The sequence below is a fragment of the Micromonospora sp. NPDC048905 genome, from assembly GCF_040649655.1.
GTDB lineage: Bacteria > Actinomycetota > Actinomycetes > Mycobacteriales > Micromonosporaceae > Micromonospora.
Window position 1 is genome coordinate 87,771 of the sequence record NZ_JBEZFV010000014.1, and the last position, 19,300, is coordinate 107,070.

The window sequence follows — 19,300 nt, forward strand, 5'->3', positions numbered from 1 at the left end:
TCCGGCGGCGTCGCCGGGCTGGCTAGGCTGATCCCATGGAGTCTTGGGCGGGACACGAGGTGCCACGGCTGCCGGGCAGGGGCGAGCCACTGGCGTTGTACGACTCGGCGCGGCAGGGTGTCCACCCGAGCGAGCCGGCGGACGCGGGCAGCATGTACGTCTGCGGCATCACCCCGTACGACGCCACGCACCTCGGTCACGCCGCCACCATGATCACGTTCGACCTCGTGCAGCGGATGTGGCGCGACGCCGGCCGTCCGGTGCGCTACGTGCAGAACGTCACCGACATCGACGACCCGCTGCTGGAACGCGCCGCCCGCGACGGCGAGGACTGGGTGGTCCTGGCGATGCGCGAGACGGCGCTGTTCCGCGAGGACATGGAGGCGCTGCGGATCATCCCGCCGGCGCACTACGTGGGCGCGGTCGAGTCGATCCCGGACATCGCCGACAAGGTCGAGGTGCTGGTCAAGGACGGCGCCGCGTACCGGCTCGACGACGGCACCGGCGACGTCTACTTCGACATCTCCGCCACCGGCCGGTTCGGCTACGAGTCCAACCTGACCCGCGAGCAGATGCTGGAGATCTTCCCGGAGCGCGGCGGCGACCCCGACCGGGCCGGCAAGCGCGACCCCCTGGACCCGCTGCTGTGGCGCGGCGCCCGCGAGGGCGAGCCGTCCTGGCCGGGCGGCGACCTGGGGCCGGGCCGCCCCGGTTGGCACATCGAGTGCGCGGTCATCGCGCTCAACCTGCTCGGTGACCGGATCGACGTGCAGGGCGGCGGCAACGACCTGCTGTTCCCGCACCACGAGGCGTCCGCCGCGCACGCCGAGCGGCTCACCGGTCAGGCGCCGTTCGCCGAGCACTACGTGCACGCCGGGATGATCGGTCTGGACGGCGAGAAGATGTCCAAGTCCCGCGGCAACCTGGTCTTCGTGTCCCGGCTGCGCGCCGACAGGGTGGACCCGATGGCGATCCGGCTGGCGTTGATCTCCGGGCACTACCGCAGCGACCGCACCTGGACCGACGAGCTGCTCACGGCCGCGCAGGAGCGCCTGGACCGCTGGCGGCGGGCCGCCGCCGCGCCCGCCGGGCCGTCCGGGGCCGAGCTGCTGGCCGGGGTACGCGAGCGCCTCGCCGACGACCTGGACACCCCGGGAGCCCTGGCCGCAGCCGACCGCTGGGCCGACGCGACCCTGGCGGGCGCCGCCGACGACGCGGACGCCCCGGCCCTCTTCGCGAAGACGGTGGACGCCCTCCTGGGCATCCGCCTCTAGCCCACCCCACCCTCCCCACCCCACCCCACCCCACCCCACCCCCCACCCGCGGCGATCATGGACTTGTGGTGCCCGAAACGCGATGCCACGCACCTTTTGCGAGGCACCACAACTCCATGATCGGCGGGGCACCGGCCTCCGGGCGGACGGCCGCGTGCCGGGTCGATCAAGCGGCTCAGCCCAGGACCGGTCCGGGGGCGGGCCCGGACGGCCGGGCTACGGAATGAACGTCACCTCCGGGAAGGACCGGCTCGGGCCGCTCAGGAGGTGGCCGCCCCGGTGCCGTAGGTGCAGGTCGAAGAACGCCAGCGGGTACGCCTGCCCGATGCGGACCGCGCGGGCGGGGTCGAGATTGCCGATCAAGCGCACGAGTTCCTCGTCGCTCATCCCGATGAGCCGCGCCAGTTGCGGTAGGAGCCACTGGTTGTCGCCGTAGGACGAGTGGACCGCTTCGGCGGCCTGGACGTTGAGTCGCCATCCGCGTAGGTGGGTGAAGAACTCGGCGACGGCGGGCTCCGCGGCCCGGTTGTACTCGGCCGTCATCAGCATGAACGGCCGGTACAGGTCGGCGGTGGGCAGCGGCTGCGACACCATCGGGCCGTCCAGGCTCAGCCCCGCCCGGATCCGCCGGTCGGTGCCCATGGTCAGGGCCGTCGCGGTACCGCCCTTCGACCAGCCGAACATGCCGATCCGGCTCAGGTCGAGGGCGGCGCCCAGCCCGGCCGGCAGCGGAGTGTGGTCCACGTCGGGGTTGCGCCCGGCGGCGAGGTCGGCGATCTGGTCGAGGACGAATCGAACGTCGCGGGTGTAGGTCCACGGGGTCGAGTCGAAGTCGTCCTCCTGGACTGTGACCCGACCGTCGGGGAACTCGCTGACCCCGTCGTACGTGTGGTCCACCGTGACCACCGCATAGCCGTGGCTGGCGAGTTCCTGCACCACGATGGTGGTGTCCGAACGGTGGCTGCCCGAGCCGTGCGAGTACAGCACCACCGGCAACCGCCGGCCCGAATGCCGTACGGGTGCACCCTCGTGCCCGGCCGTCAACGGCGCCAGCACGGCGTCGGGGTCGAACCCGGCGGAGTCCAGCAGCATGCGCATCGAGGCGGGGGTCATCCAGGGCGCACGCGGGAACCGGCGCACGTCCCGGGCGGGGTACCAGACGCTGACCATCAGCTCCCGGTACCGGCCCGGGCCGGCCAGCGGATCCGGCTGCGAACGGTCGACCAGGTGCAGCGACACCGTTCCCACGCGGTACGGCCCGGTCGGCCGGGGGAGAGTGAGCCGGACCGGGCCCGAATCGGCGGTTGCCGCAGTGGCGCGACCGGCGATGCCCATCGGTACGCCGGCCCCGACCGCCAGCGCGGCTCCGACAAGGCCACGGCGCGTGATCCCCCGCGCACCACCAGGTTTCACGGTTGGCATTGATCCTCCCCTGGGTTGCTCGACGCCGCAACGGAGTGCTCCGGCCATCGATATAATCGCAGTGTATACACCGAGGGTGTAGTTGCAACGGCGTCAGCGCTCTTCGATGGTGAAGACATCGGTGCCCCGATGGTGGAGACGCCGGGGCTGCCCGTGGCTGGGCGGGACGGACCCCCGTGCGGCACCGGATCCGGTCCGCGCACGTCGGCTGGCCGTCAGGTCACCGGTCGGCGGTCGGCGCCGTCTCCGCTTGTTCGACCTGCTGGATGAGTTGCTTGAGATGGGTGATCTCATCGCGCAGGGCTGCCTGACCGGCGGCGGTGAGAGTCACCCAGGTGCGCGGGCGCTTGCCCTCGTAGCCCTTCTCGACCTCAATCAGCTCGGCCTTCTCCAGGACGGTCAGGTGCTGCCCGAGGTTTCCCGCGGTCAGCTGCAGGGTGGTGCGCAGGAAGCCGAACTCGACCTGGCGGGCCTGGTGCGCGATGGCCAGGATGCCCAGTCGGACGCGCTGGTGGACCACGTCGTCGAGGCCGTTGGTGGGATGGTCGGTCATCGCCCCGGAACCTCAGCGGTCGGCCGGATCAGAGCGAAGGCGGCACTGCCGAGCAGCAGCAGCGCCGCCGGGACGAGCAGGTACGGCAGGAAGAACCACGGCGAGGTCGAATGGATGACCTGGCCGCCCTGCACCATCACGATCGCCAGGTAGGCGAGGCTGTACGCCAGCAGCGCCCAGTTGCGTTCGACCCACGCGAGCACCAGCAGCGCCAACGCGATGACCGCTATGGGACTGGCCAGCCCATTGACGAGCCACGCCGCCGGCCCGACCTCGATCTCGACGGGGTCGGTGGAGAAGGGGTCGGCGGGGACGGAAATGAGCGGGTGGAACGTCAGCCAGATCGACACGGCTGCCATCAGAACGGCCAACGTGACGCCGACGACGACGTAGGGGCGGATCGGGGTGCCCACGCCACGCCGTCGGGACTGTCTGACGTAGAAGCCTGCGATCGCCGCGTAGGCGAGCACCAGCGCGACCGTCCAGTACCCGAGCTGTGCGGGGTTGGGAGCCATGCAGGCCGTGTGCTGCGGGCGGGATTGGCAGGTGCCGAACAGGTCGAGGTAGGGGGCGTACCGGTAGACGGGTATCGCGACCAGGGTGATCACCGCGAAGACCAGCAGTGGAAACCAGGTGCCGCGCTGGGCGACACGGACCTGGTGTGTCAGGTCGCGCACGGCCGCCAACAGCTCGTGAGGCCCGTCCGCCTGAGGAGCAGACTCGTATGTCATGCAGTCAGCTTTGCATTACAGACCTATCCGCGCAAGAGAGCGTGACCGCGTTTCCGGGGTGCCGACTGTGACCGCGCCGCTTACTGCGAACGCAAGCCAGGTGGAACGCGGGTTCAACAGGCGGGGTGGCCACCGACTACCGAGTCGCCCGCGACCGCGTCGTGGCGCTGGACTGGCTACGCGCCATGCCCGGCGGACCTGAGCGGCGAGCCGGAACCTAGCCCAGGACCAGGCCTGGGTCGGGTTCCGGGTCGGGGGTGGGGGCAGGAATCTTGTACTCCTCGGTCAGGGTGGTCATCGGGCCGGGCCAGGTGGCCTGCGCCACCTCGATCGGCTTGCGGTGCGCGTCGTACGCGACGTGCAGCAGGTGCAGCACCGGGGTGTCCGGCCGGATCTGGAGGGTCTCGGCCTCCTCCCGGCTGGGCTGGCGGGCGCTGATCGTGTCGGTGGCCGAGACGTACCGCCGCCCGGTGGCTTCCTCGGCCTCCTGGTAGAGCGGGCGGCCGAACGCCTCGGTGCGCTCCAGCGAGGTGCCGGCGGTGTCGCGGGGCAGGAACCAGGAGGCGCCCACCTCGACGGGGGAGTCGTCGGTGCGGACGAGGTGCCGACGGCAGAGCAGGCTGGTGCCGTCCGACACGCCGAAGGCGTCGGCCACCTCGGCGGGGGCGGGGGCGTGCCCGACGGAGACGAGTTGTTGACGGTATCGGGCGGCCAGGTCGGTGTGGTAGCCGCGGAAGCCGCCGTACCGGCCTCGGGAGAGCCGGTTGAGTCGGCGGCGGGTGCCCCGGACGTACGTACCGGAGCCGGGTTTGGTGATCAGGATGCCCTCGACCCGCAGCTGGTCGACGGCGCGTTGCACGGTCTGCTTGGCGACGCCGAACATCTCGGCGATGGCCGGGATGGACGGCAGCCGCTCGCCGGGCCCCCAGTCGCCGCGGCGGACCTGGGCCTTGAGCTGCGCGGCGATCTGTCGGTGCGGGAACTCGGCGGCCCCGGGGTTGATCTGCACACCCACCTCCTTGATCACATCTAGGTTCCTAGGATGCCGTAGAGGGTGTGACGGCGCCACCCCGGACACGCGAAAACGGACCCCCGGACCACAAAGGTCCGAGGGCCCGCAGCGAGCAGTGTTACCAGGAGCCGGCGGTGGGGCCGGCCGAACCGCCCCGACGACGCAGGTACTTCTCGAACTCCTGGGCGATCTCGTCACCGGTCAGCGGGGTGATGCCCTCGTCGCCGACCCGTTCCTCCAGCTCGCGGACGTACTCGCCGAGCTCGGCATCCTGCTCGGCGGCGCTCCGCACCCGCTGCTCCCACTCGGCGGACTCCTCGGCCAGGTCGGCCATCGGCACGGGCAGGTCGACGACCTCCTCCACCCGGTGCAGCAGGGCGAGGGTGGCCTTGGGGCACGGCGGGTTGTTGGCGTAGTGCGGCACGTGCACCCAGAACGAGACGGCATCCACGTCGGCGCGGGTGCAGGCGTCGTGCAGCACGCCGACGATCCCGGTCGGCCCGTCGTAGCGGGTGGGGGTGAGCTGGTAGCGCTCGGCGGCCTGCGCGTCGGACGCGCTGCCGCTGATCGGCAGCGGCCGGGTGTACGGAACATCGGCCAGCAGCGCCCCGAGCAGCACCACCCGTTCCACCTCGAGGCTGTGGCAGATCTCCAGCACCTGCTCGCAGAACGTCCGCCAGCGCATGCTCGGCTCGATGCCGCGGATCAGCACCACGTCACGGTCGGTGCCCTCCGGGCTGGCCACCATGAACCGGGTCGTCGGCCACTCCACCCGGCGGGTCTCCCCGTCGGCCATGGTGATGGTGGGCCGGCTGACCTGGAAGTCGTAGAAGTCCTCCGGATCCAACTCGGCGATCTGCCGGGCGTTCCAGACCTGCTCGAGGTGTTCGACGGCGGCGGTGGACGCGTCGGCGGCGTCATTCCAGCCCTCGAACGCGGCGATGGCCACCGGGGACCGCAGCACCGGCAGTCCGTCGAACTCGGTCACGCCGTCACCTCACCCTGCTCGTCGCGGCCGGCGCCGGGATGGCGCCCGGTCGTCAGACCGTGGGGCACGGCGGCGTCGCTGTTGTCCTTCACGTCCGTCAGCCTACGTCCCGGGCGGAGGTACGGCCTGTCGGCCGCGCCGGTCGGCCGCTTCCAGGCCCGGTCAGACAGGAACGGACCGGACAGCGTGATCCCGCTGACACAATGTGGGATCGCCCGTTGACGGCCAGTGGGCGGGGCGGACGCCGCACTAACCTGGACGGGTGCGGACTTCGTTGATGGATGTGCTGGCCGACCGGATTCTCATCGCCGACGGGGCGATGGGCACGATGCTGCAGGCCGCGGACCTCACGCTCGACGACTTCGACGGCCTCGAAGGGTGCAACGAGATCCTCAACGTCACCCGACCGGACGTGGTGCGTGGGGTGCACGACGCCTACCTGGCGGCCGGCGCGGACTGCGTGGAGACCAACACCTTCGGCGCCAACCTCGCCAACCTCGCCGAGTACGACATCCCGCAACGCATTCGTGAGCTGTCCGAGGCGGGCGCCCGGATCGCGCGGGAGGCCGCCGACGCGGCCAGCACTCCGCAGCGGCCCCGCTTCGTGCTCGGCTCGATCGGGCCGGGCACCAAGCTCCCCACCCTCGGGCACGCCCCCTACGCGACCCTGCGCGACGCGTACCAGGAGAACGCCGCCGGTCTGATCGTCGGTGGCGCGGATGCGCTGATCATCGAGACCTGCCAGGATCTGCTCCAGGTCAAGGCCGCCGTGGTCGGGTCCAAGCGGGCGATGGCCGAGCTGGGCCAGTCGGTACCGATCATCTGTCACGTGGCCGTGGAGACCACCGGCACGATGCTTGTCGGCAGTGAGATCGGTGCGGCCCTGGCGGCGATCGAGCCGCTCGGCGTGGACCTGATCGGGCTCAACTGCTCGACCGGCCCGGCCGAGATGAGCGAGCACCTGCGCTACCTGTCGCAGCACTCCCGCATCCCGCTGTCGGTGATGCCGAACGCCGGCCTGCCGGTGCTGACCGCCGACGGGGCGTACTTCCCGTTGACTCCCGTGGAGCTGGCCGAGGCCCTGGAGCGGTTCATCAACGAGTACGGCGTGGGGCTGATCGGCGGCTGCTGCGGCACCACCCCGGAGCACATCCGCGTGCTGGCCGAGCGGCTGCACGGCGTCTCCGCCCCGCCCCGGGAGCCCCGGCACGAGGCCGGGGTCTCGTCGGTCTACCACCCGGTGCCGTTCGCCCAGGACGCGTCGGTGCTGATGGTGGGGGAGCGGACCAACGCCAACGGCTCGAAGGCGTTCCGGGAGTCGATGCTCGCCGGCGACTGGCGCGCCTGCGTGGAGATCGCCCGCAGTCAGGCCCGCGACGGCTCACACCTGCTCGACCTGTGCGTGGACTACGTCGGCCGCGACGGCACGCAGGACATGCGCGAGTTGGCCGGCCGGTTCGCCACGGCGTCGACCCTGCCGATCATGTTGGACTCCACGGAGCCGGCGGTGATCGAGGCCGGGCTGGAGATGCTCGGCGGCCGGTGCGTGGTCAACTCGGTGAATTTCGAGGACGGCGACGGTCCGGAGTCCCGCTACGGGCGGGTGATGCCGGTGATCCGGGAGCACGGTGCCGCCGTGGTGGTGATGTGCATCGACGAGGAGGGGCAGGCGCGCACCGCGGCGGACAAGGTCCGCATCGCCTCGCGCACCATCGACGACCTGACCGGCCGGTGGGGGATGGACCTGTCCGACATCCTCATCGACACGCTGACCTTCCCGATCGCCACCGGGCAGGAGGAGACCCGCCGCGACGGTCTGGAGACCATCGAGGCGATCCGGCAAATCGCCGGGCGTTACGCGGGGATCAACTTCACCCTCGGCATCTCGAACATCTCGTTCGGGCTCAACCCGGCGGCCCGGCAGGTGCTCAACTCGGTGTTCCTGCACGAGTGCGTGCAGGCCGGTCTGACGTCGGCGATCGTGCACGCCAGCAAGATCCTGCCGATGTCGAAGATCCCCGACGAGCAGCGCGAGGTCGCCCTGGACATGGTCTACGACCGGCGCCGCGAGGGGTACGACCCGTTGCAGCGCTTCCTGGAGCTCTTCGAGGGCGTCGACGTGACGAGTGCCCGGGCGAGCCGGGCGCAGGAGTTGGCGGCGCTGCCGTTGGACGAGCGGCTCAAGCGGCGGATCATCGACGGTGAGCGTAACGGCCTGGAGGCCGACCTGGACGAGGCGATGGCCGGCGGCCGGTCCCCACTGTCGATCATCAACGACATCCTGCTGGACGGCATGAAGGTGGTCGGTGAGCTGTTCGGCTCCGGCCAGATGCAGCTGCCGTTCGTGCTCCAGTCCGCCGAGGTGATGAAGACCGCCGTGGCGTACCTGGAGCCGCACATGGAGACCATCGAGGACGGCGGCAAGGGTCGCATCGTGCTCGCCACCGTGCGCGGCGACGTGCACGACATCGGCAAGAACCTGGTCGACATCATCCTGTCCAACAACGGCTACGAGGTCGTCAACATCGGCATCAAGCAGCCGATCAACGCCATCCTGGACGCCGCCGAGCAGCACCGCGCCGACGCGATCGGCATGTCCGGGCTGCTGGTCAAGAGCACCGTCATCATGAAGGAAAACCTGGCCGAGATGGCCACGCGCGGGGTCGCGGAGCGTTGGCCCGTCCTGCTGGGCGGCGCGGCCTTGACCCGCGCGTACGTCGAGGACGACCTGCGGGCGATGTTCCCCGGGCAGGTGCACTACGCGCGGGACGCCTTCGAGGGGCTGTCCCTGATGGACAAGGTGATGACCGCCAAGCGCGGCGGGGCACCGGTCATCGACCCGGAGCGGGAGGCGGCCCTCGCGGCGCGGCGGGCCCGCCGGGAACGGCAACGGTCCATGGTGACCGAGTCCCTGCCCGAGCTGCACGACTCCTCGACCCGCTCCGACGTGGCCGCCGACGTGGTCGTGCCCACCCCGCCGTTCTTCGGCACGCGGGTGGTCAAGGGCGTGCCGATGGCCGAGTACGCGGCGCTGCTCGACGAGCGGGCCACCTTCCGCGGGCAGTGGGGGTTGAACGGCGCCCGCGGCGGCAACGGTCCGTCCTACGAGGAGTTGGTGGAGACCGAGGGTCGGCCGCGCCTGCGGTACTGGCTGGACCGGCTGATCGCCGACCAGGTCCTTGAGGCAGCCGTGGTGTACGGCTACTTCCCCGCGTACTCCGAGGGCAACGACCTGGTGGTGCTCGACGAGAACGGGCACGCGGAGCGCGCCCGGTTCTCGTTCCCCCGGCAGCGCCAGGAGCGTCGACTCTGCCTGGCGGACTTCTTCAAGCCCAAGGGCGACCAGCTCGACGTGGTCGCGCTGCAACTGGTCACCGTGGGTCAGCCGGTCAGCGAGTACGCGGCGAAGCTGTTCGCCCGCAACGAGTACCGCGACTACCTGGAGGTGCACGGGCTGTCCGTGCAGCTCACCGAGGCGCTCGCCGAGTACTGGCACCGGCGCATCCGGTCCGAGTTGACGCTGCCCGACGGCCGTCCGCTGACCTCCGACGACCCGGCGGACCTGGCGGGGCTCCTGCGCAACGACTACCGGGGCTGCCGGTACGCGTTCGGCTACCCGGCCTGCCCCGATCTGGAGGAGCGGGCGAAGATCGTGGACCTGCTCGGGTCGGAGCGGATCGGTGTGGAGTTGTCCGAGGAGTTCCAGTTGATGCCGGAGCAGGCCACCGACGCGATCGTGGTCCACCACCCGGAGGCCAGCTACTTCAACGCCAAGTGACCGGCAACGTCGCTGACCTGCATTTACGTCGTCCCGAGGACCCTTGGGCCATGATCATGCCGCAGGGGCGTCCGGGTCGCCCTCGGCGGCCTGGTCCGTAGCGAAGGCCGTAGCCTCCGCACCCGGCTCGTCCTCGACGATAGGCTCGGCCCAAGCCGCGTGGCCGAACTCCCAGGTGTGCGTGATGCCGTTTAGTTCGCCCATGCACAGGTTGACGGCCGCATCGATCAGGTGTTGCCCTGCCGGCACGATGGTGACGTGCTGCCGGACGCGCTTCGCGTGGCGGATGCGATACTTCAGGCCTTCGATGTGTACGACTGCGCACTCGTCACCTGGCTCGTCCACCGAGGTCGACTGCACCGTCAGGGACCAGCCTTCCTTGGTGGCTTTGTAGAGCCATACCTCCAAGGCGCGTTGCTTACCGTCGCGCTCTGACACCCCGGCGATGATCAAGACCGGGTCGGTTCGGTTGTCCATGTGTGTCCTCTGCCGACGGGCTGAGAGTGCACCTTAACGGGTTCGTGGTGGTGTGGACCTTGAACCGGGCGACCGCCTGCGGAGTGGTGCCGGGAATCTCGGTAAGGACCGGGGCGCCGCCACCAACACTCGGTGGAGGGTCACGCAGGCCCAAGACCGGCCAGCCGGCTGCCGGCGGTGTGGACGCTCTTATTGTTTGTCAAGGTGTCGCGGGCGGCTGGCTGAGCCCGTAGAGCTCGTTGAGGTCGAGCAGATGGTGGCCGAGCACTGAGGCTGCTCGGAGGTCGAGCACGAGCGCCATGTACACGTTCGGGGTTCCGGACGCGATGAGGACGTGCTGGTAGATGCCGTCGGGCATGTGCCAGACGTTCGTCACCTCCTCCCGGCTGAAGTCGTGGTCGGCGAAGTGGTCATGGGGGATGGCGTCGTAGTAGGGCCAGAAGTCGAAGGGAGGCGGCTCATCGACGTCGACTGGTGTTGGCGGTGTCCCAATCGTGGCGGTGAACTCATCTGCCGTCAGTAGTCGCATCGGGCCATGGTGCCCGCTCTGTCTGTCGAAGTGCGAGATCGGTGAAGGCCGTCTCCCGCGCGATGTAGGAGCTGGCAGGGATGGGGGCGACGAGAAAGGGCGAGCCAGCGCCGGGCGAGGCTGCGCGGCGCGACCGGCAGCCAAACCGGCGAGCCGGAGCGGATAATCCTGCACCTGGACCTCAGGGCCGCAGCGCGCGGAGGAACGCTATGGCATCAGTGCGGCGGGTAGGCGTCCTGGCAGCTGCCAGGGCAGCCATGTGTGCGTCGAGGCGCTCGCGCTCGTCGTTGGTCAGCGCGGCGGCGATGGCTTCGCCATACGTCGGGACCAGGGGGTTGGGGGCGACCCGCTTGAGCGCGTCCCAGTCGTTGATCGGCTCGGCGGGTACGTCGAGCTGGGCGCGGTAGTCCAGCTCGACCGCCTCGAAGCCCGAAGTCTCTGCCCAGGTCATGAGGTCGCGCTCGTCGAAGTCGACCATCGGTTGTATGCGTCCCCGGTACACGTCGCAGACCTTGGCGACCAGGTCGTCGACGGGGGAGCCGCCCGAGCCGAACAGTTCGTCGGGGCGGTGTTGCAGCTGGAAGCGGTTGATGGGCTCGAAGAGGGAGAGCCTTCCGCCTGGCCGCAGCACTCGGAAGAACTCCGCGAACGCGCTGGCTTTGCGGTCGGAGTAGATGAGTACTGACCGGGTGGTGACGACGTCGACGGAGGCGTCCGCAACGCCGGCAAGGTCCTCGGCCGGCGATTGTACGAAGCTGCACCGCTCATCGCCGTCGGCGATCCGCCGGCACTGGTCGAGCAGGTCCTGCGACACGTCGCTGAAGATGACGCGGCCGTCCGGGCCGAGACGGTCGAGCGCGCCAAAGCCGATTAAGCCGGTTCCGCATCCGACGTCGAGGAGGACGTCATCGGGTTTCAGATCGGCTCGGTCGAGGACGCCGTCGCGGAACCACGCCAGGTCTGGGGCGTGTCGGGCGCGCAGGGTGGCGCTTCCGCCGTCTCGGCGCGTCAACAACCACTGTGCCCACCTGTCGGTCGTCATCGGGTCACGATAGTGCCGGCGCGAGCACCGCACCGGCCGTGACCAACTCCTGAGGTCGTCTGACAGGCCGCCGGACCAGGAAATCCGGGCACCAACGTTCCGGACCGACCAGGGTTGGACGGCTGAGATCGGAATTGCTATGCGCCCTGACTCGGGAGATCCGTTGGCGTGAAACATGGCCGGCCGATCGCACCCTGGATTCCGGTGACTTGTCGAGGATTCGTCATGGCGATACTCACACTCGGTGCACAGTGGTCCGTAACTCGTCACGCACGTGCAAGCATCAACGCACGTTACGTAACTGTGGGCGTTGGGTGGTTGGGGGATCATGCCCAAGAGTCAGGTGCGACGTGACCAGTTCGGGGGCCTCCTCAAAACCCTCCGCTTGGAGCGGCGGCTGACCCAGGAGGAGCTTGCCGAGGCGGCCGGTTCCAGTGTCCGCGGCATCCGGGAGATGGAGCGCGGCCGGGTGCGCAGCCCGCAACGACGGACGGTGGTGCTGCTCGCCGATGCCCTGCGGCTGGCCGGGGCGGACCGCGACCGTTTCGTCGCCCTGGCCCGGGTCGAGCGGCAGCCGCACGACCGAACGCCGGTGCCGGACGACCGCGTCGTGGTGTCGGACGACCGCGCGGAGGTGCCGCACGATCGCTCGCCGGTGCCCCACGAGCGCCCGGCGGTGGTCGTACCCGGGGAACTGCCCGCCGCCGTGCCGGACCTGGCCGGCCGGGCGGAGATCCTGGAACGGCTTGCGGCGTTGGCCGCGGACGTCACCGCGGAGCGGCCGGACGCCGCCTCGGTGGTGGTGCTGCACGGGCCGCCGGGGATCGGCAAGACCAGCCTCGCCGTCGCCGCCGGGCATCGACTCAGCCCGGCCTTCGCCGGCGGACAGCTCTTCGTCGACCTGCAGGGCGCCTCGCCGGACGGCCCGGTCGACTCGGCCGAGGCGCTGGCCGGGCTGCTGCGGTCGCTCGGGGTGCCGGACAGCCGGGTGCCGGTGTCGCCGGCCGAGCGGGGTGGTCTGTTCCGCACCCTCACCCGGGACCGGCAGCTGCTGGTGGTCCTGGACAACGCCGCGAGCGAGGCACAGGTACGTCCGCTGCTGCCGGCCGGGCGGGGATGCCTGGCGCTGGTCACCTGCCGGCGTCCACTGACGGGTCTTGCCGGTGCGGTCCGCCTGCCGCTCGACCTGCTCGCCCCGGCTGCCGGTCGACTGTTGCTCGCGGCGATCGTCGGTGCCCACCGGATCGCCGCCGAGCCGGCCGCGGCCGACCAGGTCGTCAAACTCTGCGGCCGGCTGCCGCTGGCCGTCCGGATCGCCGGCAACCGCCTCGCCAGCCGACCACAATGGTCGGTCGGTTGGCTGGTGGACCTGCTCCACGACCAGCGTCGGCGGCTGACCGTGCTGACCGCTGGAGACCTGGGTGTCCGGTCCGCGTTCGAGGTCTCCTACCGGCAACTGGACCCGATGGCCGCGCGGGTGTTCCGGCGGACCTCGCTGATTCCCGGGACCGACTTCGAACCCGCGCTGGTCGCCGCCGTGGCCGGCACCGACGAGGAGACCGCGGCGGCGGCTCTGGAGGAGCTGGTCGAGGCCGGTGTCCTCCTGAGCATGGGGGACCGGTACCAGTTCCACGACCTGGTCCGGCTCTACGCCCAGGAACGCCTCGACGCCGAGGAACCACAGGCCGGCCGGACGGCGGCGCACGACCAGATGGTCGGCTGGCTGCTGCGGCGTACCCGGCAGGCGGGCTTGATGTTCGAACCGGTCGCCTGTCGGGGCGACTCCCCGTTCGACGACGACCGGGAGGCGGCGTCCTGGCTGGATCGGGAGTCCGGCAACTGGCTGGCGGCGCTGCGCGACGCGGCCCGGCGCGGTCGGCACGTCGACGTGGTCGCGGTCACCAGGGCTCTGCACTGGTACTCGGACGCCAACAGTCACCGGCATTCCTGGGACGAGATCTTCTCGCTGGGAGTTGCCGCGGCGCGGGCCGCCGGTAGCCCCCGCGACGAGGCCGTACTGCTGAACTTCCTGGGCTGGGCCCGCTACTTCTGCCGGGACCGCAACACCGACGGCCTGGACGCCCTGTCCCGGGCGCTGGAACTGGCCCGGCGGATCGGGGACCGCCGGGAGGAGGCGTGGGCGCTTACCTACACCGCCGCGATCTTCATTCGGATCGGCCGCGGCGGGTGGGCCGTCGACCACTGCCGCCGGGCCGTGGGCCTGTTCCGCGAGATCGGGTACGCCCTCGGCGAGCACAGCGCGGCGAGCGCGCTGGGCGGAGCGCTGGCCGCGCTCGGCCGGTTCGCCGAGGCGGCCGAGTTGCACCGAGACGTGTTGGCGTTCTACGTCCGGGGCAACGGTCTCAGCCCTACCGGCGCGGCGGTGGCCCGGGCCGGCGCGATGATGAGTCTCGGCGCGGATCTGGCCGGGATGGGCCGTTGGCGCAGCGCCGCTGACGAGTACGCCCGCGCCCGGCGGGTGTTCAACAGGTGCGGCGCGACGTTCAGCGAGGCCATCGCCATCCATCGCTACGGGCTCGCGCTTCAGGCGTTGGGCGAGGTCGACCCGGCGGCCGAGGCGCTGCGGGCGGCCTTGGCCCTGTATGCCGCGCTGTGCTGCCCGTGGTGGGAGGCGCAGACCCTGTCCGCGCTCGCGGCGCTGGCCGGCTCGGCCCCGGGCCGGGCCGCCGACGTCCGCCTGCTGCGCCAGCGGGCGCTCGACCGGTGCGGCGAACTGGACGCCCCGGAGGTGCGGACCCTGCGCGCCACCCTGCGACGCGAACTGGCCGAGTCCTGATCCCAAAGACGGACCGGGCCCCGCCGACGGTGCGGCGGGGCCCGGTGTGCACGGACAGGGGTCAGTTGCAGGTGGTGCCGTTGAGGGTGAACGGCACCGGGGTGGCGGGAGAGCCGTTCGCGGTGAAGCCGAAGTTGACGGCGCCGCCGGTCGGGATGCTGGCGTTGTGGTTCTCGTTGGTGACGGTCACCGCCGAGCCGGTCTGCTGGAAGATGCCGTTCCAGTGGCCCTGGACGAGTTGTCCACCCGGGAAGGCGAAGCCCAGCGACCAGCCGTTGGCGGCCGGGCCGTCGTTGTAGACGGTGACGCTGGCGCTGTAGCCGGTGCCCCACGAGTTGGTGACGACGAAGGAGACCCGGCAGGTGCTGGCGATCGTCGTCGCCGGCACGATGTTGCCGTAGTCGTCGCGGGCGGTGGCGAAGTCCTGGAAGCCGAAGCCCACGCCCAGAGACCGGGTGGTGGTGCCGGCGGCGAGCACGGTGCCGTCGGCGTTGACGGAGTAGACCGGGCCGCCACTGTCGCCGCCCCGTGCGGCCTCCTCGCCGTCGAGCTGGGTGGCCTCGACGAGGTCCTCGATGTCGTCGTAGTGGAAGTCGACCCGCAGGTTGCAGACCGGACCGCCGATCGCACCCGCGGTGGTGTTGCCGGACTGGCACAGCAGTTGGCCGGGGAAGACCTCGGTCCACCTGATCACCTGGGCGCGGACTTCGTCCTGCTGACCGCCGACGTAGAGGTGGCCGCCGGGCGTCGACGTCGAAATGATCATCGTGTCGTGGTCGTCATTGCTGTCGACCGCATAGCCGACCAGAGTGCCGGTGCCGGTGGACAAGCCGACGTGCCAGGGTGAGCCGATGGCACCGCAGTGTTCGGCGGTGAGGAGGTAACCGGCGTTGGTGTCCGCGTCGCGTACGCCGAAGCCTGCGGTGCACCAGGGTACGGTGACCCCGATGCTCGCCCCGCCGTCGAACGGCGCGGCATCGTTGGCCCGCGACCGTTCGACCATCTGGTCGCGTTCGACGATGCTGGTAGGGACGCCGGTGACCGGTAGCTTCGGCAGCTTGGCGACCGGGGTGTGGTCAACGGCGATCTCGATGCCGCTGCCGTCGGTGCGCAGCCTGACCGAGTGACTGGCGTCCGTCGGGTCGCCCTCCACCACCGGGGTGAGTTTGGCGGCCGCCTTGCGCAGTTCGGCGCGGGAGTAGGTGGCGTTGGCCACCTCGACCGGCGCGGTGCGGCGGGCGGCGGTGACGGCTGCGGCGATGTCGGCGGGCGGCGCACCCTTCCACCACACGGTGACGTGGTCGTCGACCAGGCCGATGCCCGCGTAACCGCGTGCCGGCGAGCGTTCCACAGCGGTGCGGATGACATTGGCCGCGTCGACAAGTGGGGCCTGGGCGACCATCTCGTCCAGGGTCTGTGCCGGGATGATGTCCAGGAGGGACGTGGCGGCCCCGGCGGCCCCCGGTTGGCCGGACTCCGCGTACACGGAGGTGGGACCGGTGAGCGACGTCGCGCCGACCAGTGCCCCGACGACCACCGTACGGGTGATCGCTTTCCGAAGTGATGTCATGCCGCTGAGTCAAGCAACGTCCGCTGCCGGTAGACAGGCAGGACGCCCGGCAGGAGTCAACATGCCGGCGGTCCTGCCGGGCAGCCGTCAATGGTCTGCCTCCCACAGCGTGCTCGGCGTGCACGGATCGGTGCTCGGGCTGGTCGCGGCTGATGTGCTGGGTTTGTGCATCCTCAGGTGGGCTCGGTCTGTTGAAAGGCGCAGACTCTCACGCGGTTCGTCTACGAGCGGTTGAAGGTACGCGTCAGGGCTCCGGCCACTGCGGTGAACAGGATCCAGCCCATCGCCGTCAGGACGTACGCCAGCCATTGCGCCCGCCCGCCGATGCCGAACGCGCGTTCCTGCCCGAAGTTGACGATTGGGATGAGCAGGTCCAGGGTGTAGACGAGTGGGTTGAAAGCCGTGCCGCCTGCCCCACTCGCCGGCGGGTTCAGGCTGAAGATGGTGGTACCGAGCGCGGTGAGCACGAGCAGCCACAGCGCCGCCCACGTCGGGCGGTAGCCGTATCCGACCAATCCGTCCTGCAGCAGGCCCCACGCCGCGCCTGCCGGGGACAGTTGCCGCCGGCGGCGTCGCTGCCTGACCAGCAGTACGGTGCGCGCGTCGGCCTCGTGCCCGATCTGCCGAAGGAACCTGGCCAGGTGTTCGTACGGCTGCGGCCGGTATCCGGCCGGATCCCGGTCCAGCCAGTTCAGCCGTTCTCCAGTTGTGCCGGCCGGTTCCAGCGCGGTGTACGTGGCGCCGTCCAGCAGTAGCTGGGCTGGCCAGCGGTCCGGGTCGTCGCGGAGCACGTCGACTCGGGCGTGCCGTAGGTCTACCGCGCCGTCGATGCGCTCAGGCAGCAGGGACAACTGCCCGGCCCGCAGGCCCCACGCGCCGAGGGCCACGCCACCGGGGTTCATCAGGACCGCGTCGGTCAGGTTGATTTCTCCCGACACCTCGGCACGGCGCAGCCGAAGTTCGCCGTCGACCCGCAGCCCTTGGTGGCCGTGCATTGTGCCCCCGACGCGCATGCCGGCCAGTTCAACATTGCCGGTGGCGGCGGTGCCCTGCAGATAGAGATGCCGGCCCACGTGGACCGCGTCGCCGAACACTGCGGCCGTCCGGTCGCCGAAGAGTTCCTCCGGACGCCGGTCGGCGGCCAGTCGTGCCCAGTCGAGGTCCAGGTCACCGCTGACGTGCAGGCCGTAGACGACGAGCGCGCCGGTGAAGGTGCATTTCACGAAGCTGAGGGTGCCCTGGACAGTCGCCGCGAACGCGTCGAGACCCGGCAGTGTGCTGCCCTCGAAGGACACGCCGCGGAGGCGCGCGAATGACAGCAACGGCACCGCATCGAATGTGCAGCCGATGAGGTCGATCGCAGGCTCGATCTCGGCTTGGGCGAGGTCGAGGCAGCCAACTACGTCGGCGCCACACAGGTGCAGCGCCGCGCGGTGGCCTGGTTCGGCTTCACGAGCGCCGAGGAGCAAAGACCGGATCACCGTGGCGCGTAACGTGCGAGGAGTGTCACCGGTCAGCACTACCCGCGTGCCACGCGGAAAGGCGTCCCACAGTCGCTGCTCCGTCGGGGACAACGCGCCGAGTTCTGGGGGGATCACTTCCGGAACCCTTCCGTGCGGGCATGGCTCAGGCAAGAGGGACCGACGAAAGATGTGTGGATAGCCGCGCCTCCTGTACGACGGCGGGTCGCGGACCCTGACTGGTAGAGGCATCAACACAACGCCTCCCTTGAATCCCGATCTGCGGGAACTCATCGTGGCGTTGCGAGCCGAACTGGAAGCAGACCAGCAGGCGACCTTCCTCGCCGGCTACGTCTTTCGGATGTCGCACAGGCGACGACGGGTGGTGGAGGGTTCTCGCCGTCACCCGAAACTCATCGGACTCACTCGATGGTCCACCCCTCCGGATCGGATGGTGGCCATTCCGCCGACCCGGACGGAAATGCCTTCCGTGGTGGCGGTTGCGGTGGCGAAGACCGACGAGGGGCGACCTGCGGTGTGTCCTTGCTCGACGTCGATGCTGCGGTGGCCGTGGGTCGCGAACAGATGCGCGGCGAGGCATCCGGTGCTGTTGGCGTTGACGACGTCCTCGCCGACTCCGATCGCCGGCGCGAACATGCGCGCGGACGCCGCCCTGCGGGTTGGGGAGAGCAGGTAGACGAAGCAGCCGAGATAGCCGAGACGACGGCAGTCGGCGGCGAGTCGGCGCAGGTCAGGGCGCATCGCGAGCAGGGTCGGCAGCGTTCTGACCGGTACCAGCAGGCGTGGCGTTCCCGGTGAGGCGACGCACGGGGCGTCGTCGGAGGCCATGTCGTTCGATGTGATGCCCAGTGCACCGAGGATGCTGTCGAGTCCTGCGGCTGTGCCGCCCTGAAGCTCCACCGTGCCCTGGTCGAACCAGACCTCAATGCCGTCGTCGCGCTGGATCGCGGTGGTGTCGAAGGTGCGGCCACCGGTCCGCTGACGTACGCGATGTTCCCGGATCCGGCGACGGTGCAGCAGGAACGCCTGGGCGGCGATTGTGCCGTGCCCGCAGTTGGTGAGCTCACCGTGTGCGGTGAAGAACCGTACCGTGGGCGTGGTTTCCGCGTCGGCGTCGACGAACGCCGCGTGCGAGGTGCCGGCGCGCCGGACGATCGCGCGCCGACTGCTGTCGCTGAGCGTGCTGTCATCGATCAGCACGGCGGTGGGGCTGCCACCTTCCCGGCGGCGAGTGCAGGCGTCGACGATCGTCACGTCGTTGCCGTTGCTTTCGGTCATGTCGGGGTTTCCTCCTCGGTGGCCGGGTCGCCGTCGGCGAGGGCGCCGGCCCAGTCGTCCGACCAGCGCACGAGGGGACGCAGGGCGCGGTAGGCGCCCTGTCCGAGCTGGGTGAGGGCATAGGCGGCGTCCGGTTCCTGCGTGACGAGGCGTGCCTCGATCAGCTCGGTCAGCCGCTGCCGCAGGACGCTTGACGACATGTTGTCGCAGTGGTGCTGCAGTGCGCGGAAGCCGAGTGCGCCGCGCTGCAACTCCCAGACGATGCGCAGGCTCCATCGACGTCCGAAGAGGTCGAGTGCCGCCATCAAGGGGCGCCCGGTGTTCGACCCACGAACCGGGGTTCCCGGTCTCGGCACTGCCATTGGCTC

The 19,300-nt window shown here is 70.4% G+C and carries 15 protein-coding genes; 3 read left to right on the forward strand and 12 right to left on the reverse strand.

The window, feature by feature from the left end; translation table 11 throughout:
- Window positions 1–35: 35 nt before the first annotated feature.
- Window positions 36–1,274 (forward strand): cysteine--1-D-myo-inosityl 2-amino-2-deoxy-alpha-D-glucopyranoside ligase, encoded by a 1,239-nt coding sequence (mshC, locus tag AB0C01_RS28535; RefSeq protein WP_357254167.1) that lies wholly within the window; start codon window positions 36–38, stop codon window positions 1,272–1,274.
- Between the two features lie 216 nt (window positions 1,275–1,490).
- Here the strand turns inward: mshC and AB0C01_RS28540 are convergent, their stop codons facing one another.
- The 5 genes from AB0C01_RS28540 to AB0C01_RS28560 all read right to left on the reverse strand — a co-directional run bounded on the left by AB0C01_RS28540 (window position 1,491) and on the right by AB0C01_RS28560 (window position 5,980).
- Window positions 1,491–2,696 carry an acetylhydrolase gene (locus AB0C01_RS28540; protein WP_357572589.1) on the reverse strand — a complete coding sequence of 402 codons (1,206 nt, stop codon included), beginning with the start codon at window positions 2,694–2,696 and terminating at the stop codon, window positions 1,491–1,493.
- A gap of 220 nt (window positions 2,697–2,916) precedes the next feature.
- Entirely contained in the window at window positions 2,917–3,249 is a 333-nt protein-coding gene (locus tag AB0C01_RS28545) for a transcriptional regulator (RefSeq protein ID WP_357254171.1), read from the reverse strand.
- Window positions 3,246–3,980: a hypothetical protein gene (locus AB0C01_RS28550; RefSeq protein ID WP_357572590.1), complete on the reverse strand. Its 735-nt coding sequence runs from the start codon at window positions 3,978–3,980 to the stop codon at window positions 3,246–3,248. Before AB0C01_RS28550 ends, AB0C01_RS28545 begins: the two co-directional genes overlap by 4 nt.
- Before the next feature lie 217 nt (window positions 3,981–4,197).
- Complete coding sequence (locus AB0C01_RS28555) at window positions 4,198–4,989, reverse strand: GntR family transcriptional regulator (protein ID WP_357572613.1); 792 nt, start codon at window positions 4,987–4,989, stop codon at window positions 4,198–4,200.
- 121 nt (window positions 4,990–5,110) lie between these two features.
- Window positions 5,111–5,980 carry a PAC2 family protein gene (locus AB0C01_RS28560; RefSeq protein WP_357254177.1) on the reverse strand — a complete coding sequence of 290 codons (870 nt, stop codon included), beginning with the start codon at window positions 5,978–5,980 and terminating at the stop codon, window positions 5,111–5,113.
- Between the two features lie 262 nt (window positions 5,981–6,242).
- On the opposite strand from AB0C01_RS28560, the gene metH reads away from it, so the two are divergent.
- A complete protein-coding gene (gene metH, locus AB0C01_RS28565) occupies window positions 6,243–9,758 on the forward strand; it encodes a methionine synthase (RefSeq protein WP_357254179.1) in 3,516 nt (1,171 codons plus the stop codon).
- A gap of 54 nt (window positions 9,759–9,812) precedes the next feature.
- Here the strand turns inward: metH and AB0C01_RS28570 are convergent, their stop codons facing one another.
- The 3 genes from AB0C01_RS28570 to AB0C01_RS28580 all read right to left on the reverse strand — a co-directional run bounded on the left by AB0C01_RS28570 (window position 9,813) and on the right by AB0C01_RS28580 (window position 11,806).
- The gene (locus AB0C01_RS28570) at window positions 9,813–10,235 is read right to left on the reverse strand and encodes a hypothetical protein (protein WP_357254181.1); all 423 of its coding nucleotides are present in this window, start codon (window positions 10,233–10,235) and stop codon (window positions 9,813–9,815) included.
- A 199-nt stretch (window positions 10,236–10,434) separates the two neighbouring features.
- Entirely contained in the window at window positions 10,435–10,764 is a 330-nt protein-coding gene (locus AB0C01_RS28575; RefSeq protein WP_357572591.1) for a hypothetical protein, read from the reverse strand.
- A gap of 181 nt (window positions 10,765–10,945) precedes the next feature.
- Window positions 10,946–11,806: a class I SAM-dependent methyltransferase gene (locus AB0C01_RS28580; RefSeq protein ID WP_357572592.1), complete on the reverse strand. Its 861-nt coding sequence runs from the start codon at window positions 11,804–11,806 to the stop codon at window positions 10,946–10,948.
- Between the two features lie 328 nt (window positions 11,807–12,134).
- Here AB0C01_RS28580 and AB0C01_RS28585 point away from each other — a divergent pair, with 328 nt between their 5' ends.
- Complete coding sequence (locus AB0C01_RS28585; protein WP_357572593.1) at window positions 12,135–14,603, forward strand: helix-turn-helix domain-containing protein; 2,469 nt, start codon at window positions 12,135–12,137, stop codon at window positions 14,601–14,603.
- A 61-nt stretch (window positions 14,604–14,664) separates the two neighbouring features.
- On the opposite strand, the gene AB0C01_RS28590 is transcribed toward AB0C01_RS28585, so the two are convergent.
- The 4 genes from AB0C01_RS28590 to AB0C01_RS28605 form a co-directional block, all read right to left on the reverse strand.
- Window positions 14,665–16,173, reverse strand: coding sequence for a cellulose binding domain-containing protein (locus AB0C01_RS28590; protein WP_357572594.1), 1,509 nt, complete (start codon window positions 16,171–16,173; stop codon window positions 14,665–14,667).
- 221 nt (window positions 16,174–16,394) lie between these two features.
- Entirely contained in the window at window positions 16,395–17,501 is a 1,107-nt protein-coding gene (locus AB0C01_RS28595; RefSeq protein ID WP_357572595.1) for a hypothetical protein, read from the reverse strand.
- Between the two features lie 534 nt (window positions 17,502–18,035).
- Window positions 18,036–18,932, reverse strand: coding sequence for a PhzF family phenazine biosynthesis protein (locus AB0C01_RS28600; RefSeq protein WP_357572596.1), 897 nt, complete (start codon window positions 18,930–18,932; stop codon window positions 18,036–18,038).
- Complete coding sequence (locus tag AB0C01_RS28605; protein ID WP_357572597.1) at window positions 18,929–19,237, reverse strand: helix-turn-helix domain-containing protein; 309 nt, start codon at window positions 19,235–19,237, stop codon at window positions 18,929–18,931. The genes AB0C01_RS28600 and AB0C01_RS28605 overlap by 4 nt, the downstream gene beginning before the upstream one ends.
- Between the last annotated feature and the right edge of the window lie 63 nt (window positions 19,238–19,300).

Bases quoted from the DNA above. Each gene is read 5' to 3' on its own strand.
- mshC (WP_357254167.1), top strand. From the start codon at position 36: ATGGAGTCTTGGGCGGGACACGAGGTGCCACGGCTGCCGGGCAGGGGC.
- AB0C01_RS28540 (WP_357572589.1), bottom strand. From the start codon at position 2,696: ATGCCAACCGTGAAACCTGGTGGTGCGCGGGGGATCACGCGCCGTGGC.
- AB0C01_RS28545 (WP_357254171.1), bottom strand. From the start codon at position 3,249: ATGACCGACCATCCCACCAACGGCCTCGACGACGTGGTCCACCAGCGC.
- AB0C01_RS28550 (WP_357572590.1), bottom strand. From the start codon at position 3,980: ATGACATACGAGTCTGCTCCTCAGGCGGACGGGCCTCACGAGCTGTTG.
- AB0C01_RS28570 (WP_357254181.1), bottom strand. From the start codon at position 10,235: ATGGACAACCGAACCGACCCGGTCTTGATCATCGCCGGGGTGTCAGAG.
- AB0C01_RS28575 (WP_357572591.1), bottom strand. From the start codon at position 10,764: ATGCGACTACTGACGGCAGATGAGTTCACCGCCACGATTGGGACACCG.
- AB0C01_RS28580 (WP_357572592.1), bottom strand. From the start codon at position 11,806: ATGACGACCGACAGGTGGGCACAGTGGTTGTTGACGCGCCGAGACGGC.
- AB0C01_RS28585 (WP_357572593.1), top strand. From the start codon at position 12,135: ATGCCCAAGAGTCAGGTGCGACGTGACCAGTTCGGGGGCCTCCTCAAA.
- AB0C01_RS28590 (WP_357572594.1), bottom strand. From the start codon at position 16,173: ATGACATCACTTCGGAAAGCGATCACCCGTACGGTGGTCGTCGGGGCA.
- AB0C01_RS28600 (WP_357572596.1), bottom strand. From the start codon at position 18,932: ATGACCGAAAGCAACGGCAACGACGTGACGATCGTCGACGCCTGCACT.
- AB0C01_RS28605 (WP_357572597.1), bottom strand. From the start codon at position 19,237: ATGGCGGCACTCGACCTCTTCGGACGTCGATGGAGCCTGCGCATCGTC.